Below are 6,272 nucleotides of genomic sequence, written 5' to 3' on the forward strand. Positions count from 1 at the left end.
AAAGAGAGGCCGTGATACCGCTGAGACCTTTGATGTCGAACGGCAGACCGGTACTTTGATCTCCAACCACGTAGAAGCTGGCGCTGGATTCCCAAATCTGCGGTGTCAGCAGGCTGTAAACCACTGCCGCTACGCTGACCACAGCCACGAAAATGATGATGAATTTCCGATTTTTGAGCAATATCCTCAACAGTTCAAAGAAGTCGAACTCTCTCTTATCCATTGGTTTATATCCTATCTATGGCTTTCGCCGTCATGTGAATTTATGCGCCGAAGGAGGCATGTGGTTTTCCAACGCGGCCGGGATTGTGAAACCGCCATCTTCATTTTGGCAGCTTTCCAAAAGCGCGATAAAAAGGCGCGGTGTGGCAAGGCCGGAACCGTTCAAAGTGTGGATGAAATAAGGTTTTCCCTGGGAATCCTTTTTGCGGATGCTGGCGCGGCGGGCTTGAAAATCCTCAAAATTGCTCACAGAGGAAACCTCCAGATATTTTCCCGTCCCCGGAGCCCAGACTTCAATATCATAAGTTTTTGCGGAGGCGAAACTTAGGTCTCCGGAACAGAGTTCCAGAACCCGGTAGTGCAAACCCAGAGAGCGCAGAATGGCTTCCGCTTCTGCCAGCATTTCCTCCAGCGCGTCATAAGAGGTATCCGGCTCCACAAAGCGAACCATTTCCACTTTGTTGAACTGATGCAGGCGCTGCAAACCGCGGGTATCCCTGCCGTAGGAACCTGCTTCACGGCGGAAACAAGGTGTGTAAGCCACATATTTCAGAGGCAGTTGATCGTGTCGCAGGATTTCATCGGCATGGAGGTTCGTAACCGGAACCTCTGCGGTGGGGATGAGGAAAAAATCATCCTGTTCCACGTGATACATGTCTTCTGCCAATTTGGGAAGCTGTCCGGTGCCGGTCATGGTTTTGCGGTTCACCAAAACCGGAACCGCCATCTCGGTGTAGCCGTGATCCTGGATGTGTTTGTCCAGCATAAAGTTAATGAGCGCACGTTCCAATGCCGCGCCCCGACCTGTATACACTGGAAAACCGGACCCGCTGAGCTTGGCGCCGCGAGGCAGATCCAAAAGCCCATTTTTTTCTGCCAGTTCCAGATGATCCAGCGCGGCAAAAGGAAAGCTTGGTTTTTCGCCCCATTCCCGGATTACACGGTTTGCGGATTCGTCAAACCCAATCGGCACAGATGGATGAGGGATATTTGGAATGCTCAATTGCAGTTCTTCCAAGCGGGAATTGGTTTTAACAAGCTGGGCGTTGATTTCCTTGATGCGCTCAGCCACGCTGCCCATTTCAGCCAACATTTCGGAAGCATCGGCGCCGCTTTTTTTGGCTTTGGCAATTTGTTGGGAAACCTGGTTTTGCTCTGCTTTTAGGGTGTCAAAATCGTGTTGCTGGCGGCGTCTGGTCTCATCAGTTTCCAAAAGGGCATCCAAATCGGCCTTTTCGTTCTTGTTTTTGATGGCTTGACGCACTATTTCGGGATTGGCTCGGATGAATTTAAGGTCGATCAAAGTTCAATTTCCTCCGCCAGTTTCCAACGCAATATCCAACATGGCACAAAAGGATTCGATTTGCAGGGAAGCACCGCCAATGAGGCCTCCATCAATATCATTTTGTCGCAGCAGTTCTCCGATGTTTTCCGGTTTCGCGCTGCCGCCGTATAGGATGTGCATTTTTTGAGCAACCTCTTCTGTGAAACGGTTTTGCAGCCAGGCGCGAATCTGCGCGTGAACCTCCTGCGCCTGAGCGGATGTGGCAGTTTTTCCGGTGCCAATTGCCCAAACCGGTTCGTAAGCAATCAAAACTTCCTCTCCGTTTTGCAGTTCAACATCTTGAAAACAACCTTCCAATTGGGAAATCACCACTTCCTGGGTTTTTCCCTGTTCGCGCTGCTCAAGCGTTTCACCAATGCAAACGATGGGAGTGATGCGATTTTCCCGCAGCTTCATCAGCTTTTCGTTCACGAGGGCATCGCTTTCCCCATGATATTGACGACGCTCGGAATGACCTATGATACAATACTTTATGCCCAATGAAGCCAGTTGCGAAGCGGACACTTCACCGGTGAAGGCACCCTGGGAATGGGCGCTGACATCCTGAGCAGCCACACCTGCCGATTTCAGAATGCTATTTGCTTGGGACAAAAAGGGATACACTGGCGCGACGATGGCTTTCACCCTGCCAAAATCTTGTTTTTGGAGATGGTTTTGCAGTTGCGCGCAAAACTGCTCTGTTTGAGGGGCATCTTTATTCATTTTCCAATTGCCAGCAATGAAGATATTTCGCATGCTTGAACCGCCTGTATTTGTTTTATGGAAAAGATACTTTGTCAGAAAACCGCCGGAAGTGTCAAGGAATTTATGCCCAAAGAGCCGATTCCGGCATCAGAATCTATCGTTTTCAGCCTAAATTATCCTCAGAAACTCCCTATTTTGTCCTCTGTATCGAACCCGACTGGCTGGTCTTCATGGTTTTGCGATTTTGACATGTAACCAAAATGGTTGAAAAGCCGACCAAAACTCCAAGAACCACGATAAACATCGGGATAAACCCCATCCCCCCTCCGCGCCGACTGCGTCTGTATAAGACGAAATTCTGAATCATTATCCTTCTTATAAGCCAGGTTATCATGAGGGCAAAAGTTACGAGCAGTATGATTTCCAACCAACGGTCCAAACCGCTGATGCCTTTTTCGCTGGGAATATCTTCATCCAGAGACTTCATCGTCGCATCCAAAACTGAGCTCAAACGCAAAATATCATCTCGGCTGCCGCCAAGCGTGAAAGTGTAGGAACGGAAATTACCATTCACGTTGACGCTTCTAAAATGAATTTCGGAATCGGATTCGGGATTCCTGATTGAGGCATTTATCACCATGCGCTCCATGGAGTTGAATCCTTCCACTGCGGATTCGATTCTGTCCAAGCTATAACCTGGCGGCAAAAACAGCTCGCCAAAACGTTTTTTAAGCTGGAATTCATCATTGGGACCAAAGCGGCCACCAGTGCTTAAAACTATGAAAGCGGTGGAGTTGGATGCGTCGTCTTCAAAAAAAGCAGCTCGGATATACAAACTGTCAACCCGGTCCAGGATGAACTTTGTATACTCGGAAGAATTCTGTGTATCTTCCTGCATCGCCAAGCTTCTTTCCAGCCAGTCCGGGCCTTTGTTTGAGCCATCAAAAACCTTCCAGGCGCGCGGATAGTTGAAGCTATAATTCGTGTCACTTTGAAACACTGCCATTTGAGATGAAGATTTCGCTTCAGCCCAAATGAGCCCAAAAACCACGCAAAATGCCAAGCATAAGCCCAGCTTTTTACCCCAGAAAGGCAGATTGCCTCTGATCATTAGTCAAATCCTCCAGGCGGAATCACATTATAAAAATCATGCTAAATATAAAGCAGCTTATTTGTCAATGAAATTTTCGCCCATCAGAAAATAAAAACCCCCGAAACCGGTATTTTCAGCCGGTTCCGGGGGCATAACTCCGCATATTAATTATGCCTTAGAATAAGCCAGTGATATTCCCTTCTCCCTCAACGTCGATGTTTTGGGCGGAAGGTTTTTTCGGCAAGCCTGGCATCCGCATGATTTCACCGGTGATGGGAACCAAAAAGCCCGCGCCGCTGGAGATTACAATCTGCCGCACCGTCACCAGAAAATCCTTGGGACGTCCGATCAAATCCGGGTTATCCGAAAGCGATTTTTGGGTTTTGGCAATGCAGATGGGCAGCTTGTCATATCCATATTTATTGATTCTTTTCAGGTCAGCTTTTGCCTCGGCGGTGTAGTCCACATTTTCAGCGCCGTAAATCTGGTTGGCGACGGTGAAAATCTTGTCCTTCACAGGGTCTTCCCAGTTATAGAGCCCATGATAACGACATTCTTCCTTGTCAACCATATCGATGACCTGCTGTGCCAGTTCCAATCCGCCTTTTCCACCTTGGGCGTGGAAATCTGCCACAGAGCTGTCAAAGCCCTGAGAATCCACAAATTCCTGCACAACTCTGATTTCTTCATCCGTATCGGTGGGAAAACGGTTTATGGCAACGATGGATTTCATACCAAATTTATTGATGTTTTCCAAATGTTTTGCCAGATTTGGCAAGCCAGCGCGGACGGCTTCGGGGTCTGGTTCAGATATTTCCTTCAATTTCTTGCCCCCGTGAAGTTTAAGCGCCCGAATCGTGGCAACCAGCACCACCGCGTCTGTGCAGAATTTGCCATAGCGGCACACGAGGTCGAAAAACTTTTCAGCACCCAGATCGAAGCCGAATCCAGCTTCCGTGACCACATATTCCGAAAGACGCAGCGCGGTTTTGGTCGCAATGATGGAATTTGCTCCCTGAGCGATATTTGCGAAAGGGCCACCATGCACAAAAGCGGGTGTGTTTTCAGTGGTTTGCACCAAGTTTGGCTGCAGCGCGTCTTTCAAAAGCGCGGCGATGGCGCCCTCAAATCCAAGCTGTTTCACAAGTACGGGATCTCCGGAATGGCTGAAGCCAACTGTAATGTTTCCAATGCGTTCCTTCAATTCATCCACATTGTTTGCCAAACAGAGGATGGCCATGATTTCGCTGGCGGGGGTGATGTCGAAACCGTCTTCGCGAGGGAAGCCCTGTTTGCTGCCGCCCAAGCCTATCACAATTTTGCGCAACATGCGGTCATTCACATCCAACACTCTTTTCCAGGTGAGGCGCCGCGGGTCGAGATTGAGCGCGTTGTCGTAGTAAATATAGTTGTCCACAAGCGCGGCGAGGGTGTTGTTTGCCGCTGTCACGGCATGAAAATCGCCGGTGAAATGCAGATTGATGTCTTCCATCGGAAGGACCTGACTCCAGCCTCCACCTGCGGCACCGCCCTTTATGCCAAAAACCGGACCCAATGAAGGTTCACGGACGGCAACGGAGCTGAGTTTTCCAACTTGGTTCAAAGCCTGTGCCAGTCCGATGGCAACGGTGGTTTTGCCTTCTCCCGCCGGTGTGGGTGTGATGGCGGAAACCAAAATCAGCTTTCCGGTGGGGTTTTTCTCAATCCTTTCCAGGGCTGAATAGCGGATTTTTGCCTTGTGTTCTCCGTAGTGTTCAAGGTCCTGCGGTTGCAGGCCCAGCTTTGCCGCGATGGCATCTATGGGTTCCAATTTCACGCTGCGCGCTATATCTTGGTCTGTTTGCATGGATAATTCTCCTCCCTTAATTGTTCTCTATATATATGTTATCCATTTTTAAGGATAATGCAAGTTTACAGCGTATTTGACTTTTGCTTTCCTGCAAGCGGGATAACAGGTTGTTCGCATACATACAAACCGCGAAAAATCCCCTCATAAAACCAGATGAGAATTCCTATCCTCATCCTCCCAACCTGCTTCCTTCTTGGTTCCAAAAATACTCCCGATTGTGTCATCTTCGTGCTCCCCCCGATCCAGAATCGGGGGACTCAGGAGGGTGATAAGTGGGCGAGTGACGCTGGAATCAAGATTGAGGTAAGAGCGCGCGCACACGGGAATAAACCTTCCTGCTTGCCGCCCTTGGTATTCCTTATGTTTCATAAGCTAAACATAAGGTTGATAAAGGCTTAGGGCTTTGTGAGGTAGTTTGCAACAGACTCGTTCTAATATGGTGGCCGCCAGAATAAAAAAGCCCCGGAAAAATCCCGGGGCTTAATTGGAGATTTATGACTCTGACGAATTACTTCATCAGGACCATCTTTTTGGTGCTGCTGTATTTGCCAGCCTGCATCTTGTAGAAATAGATACCGCTGGATACAGCTTGGTTATTGTTGTCACGACCATTCCAGACAATGCTGTAATTGCCGGAGGCTTTGTGTTCATTCACCAGGGTTTTCACCAACTGGCCTTTGGCGTTGTAAATCTCGATGCTGATGGGTCCGGCATCCTTCACGCTGTAGGTGATGGTGGTTTCAGGGTTGAAGGGGTTCGGATAGTTTCCGTGCAGTGCGGTTGCCACAACCGGCATGCCAGGATCGTTTGCATCGTCTCCGCCTGTCACAGTCACATCATCGATGAAGAAGATGAAGGCGTCGTTCGAAACACACTCGATTCCAACATAAACAGTTTCACTGGTGGCGTAATTGGCAAGGCTGTAGGTGTATTCAGTCCAAACATCAGGTGTCTGAATGTAGTTTGTACCGCTGATGATGGTGAAGTTAGCCGGGTTGGTGCCAGTGGTGGACACGCCAACCTTGAACCTTTCCAGTCCATACTGGGCGGTGTGGGACTTTGCCCAGAATTTGATTTCG

Annotated in this window: 6 protein-coding genes; all 6 read right to left on the minus strand. The window is 49.0% G+C overall.

Annotated elements, in window-relative coordinates:
- The coding region (locus tag GX135_07095; GenBank protein ID NLN85849.1) for a hypothetical protein at positions 1 to 223 on the minus strand (223 nt) is incomplete at its 3' end.
- A gap of 30 nt (positions 224 to 253) precedes the next feature.
- Positions 254 to 1,525 (minus strand): serine--tRNA ligase, encoded by a 1,272-nt coding sequence (serS, locus tag GX135_07100; GenBank protein NLN85850.1) that lies wholly within the window; start codon positions 1,523 to 1,525, stop codon positions 254 to 256.
- 3 nt (positions 1,526 to 1,528) lie between these two features.
- Positions 1,529 to 2,302, minus strand: coding sequence for a triose-phosphate isomerase (locus GX135_07105; GenBank protein ID NLN85851.1), 774 nt, complete (start codon positions 2,300 to 2,302; stop codon positions 1,529 to 1,531).
- A 139-nt stretch (positions 2,303 to 2,441) separates the two neighbouring features.
- The gene (locus GX135_07110; GenBank protein NLN85852.1) at positions 2,442 to 3,362 is read right to left on the minus strand and encodes a hypothetical protein; all 921 of its coding nucleotides are present in this window, start codon (positions 3,360 to 3,362) and stop codon (positions 2,442 to 2,444) included.
- 157 nt (positions 3,363 to 3,519) lie between these two features.
- Positions 3,520 to 5,190: a formate--tetrahydrofolate ligase gene (locus GX135_07115; GenBank protein ID NLN85853.1), complete on the minus strand. Its 1,671-nt coding sequence runs from the start codon at positions 5,188 to 5,190 to the stop codon at positions 3,520 to 3,522.
- A 511-nt stretch (positions 5,191 to 5,701) separates the two neighbouring features.
- On the minus strand, positions 5,702 to 6,272 hold a 571-nt coding region (locus tag GX135_07120), incomplete at its 5' end, for a T9SS type A sorting domain-containing protein (protein ID NLN85854.1).

The sequence above is a fragment of the Candidatus Cloacimonadota bacterium genome, from assembly GCA_012522635.1.
In the GTDB taxonomy this organism is placed as follows: domain Bacteria; phylum Cloacimonadota; class Cloacimonadia; order Cloacimonadales; family Cloacimonadaceae; genus Syntrophosphaera.

Excerpts from the sequence above, each read along its gene's own strand:
- GX135_07105 (NLN85851.1), bottom strand. The coding sequence starts at position 2,302 with ATGCGAAATATCTTCATTGCTGGCAATTGGAAAATGAATAAAGATGCC.
- GX135_07110 (NLN85852.1), bottom strand. The coding sequence starts at position 3,362 with ATGATCAGAGGCAATCTGCCTTTCTGGGGTAAAAAGCTGGGCTTATGC.
- GX135_07115 (NLN85853.1), bottom strand. The coding sequence starts at position 5,190 with ATGCAAACAGACCAAGATATAGCGCGCAGCGTGAAATTGGAACCCATA.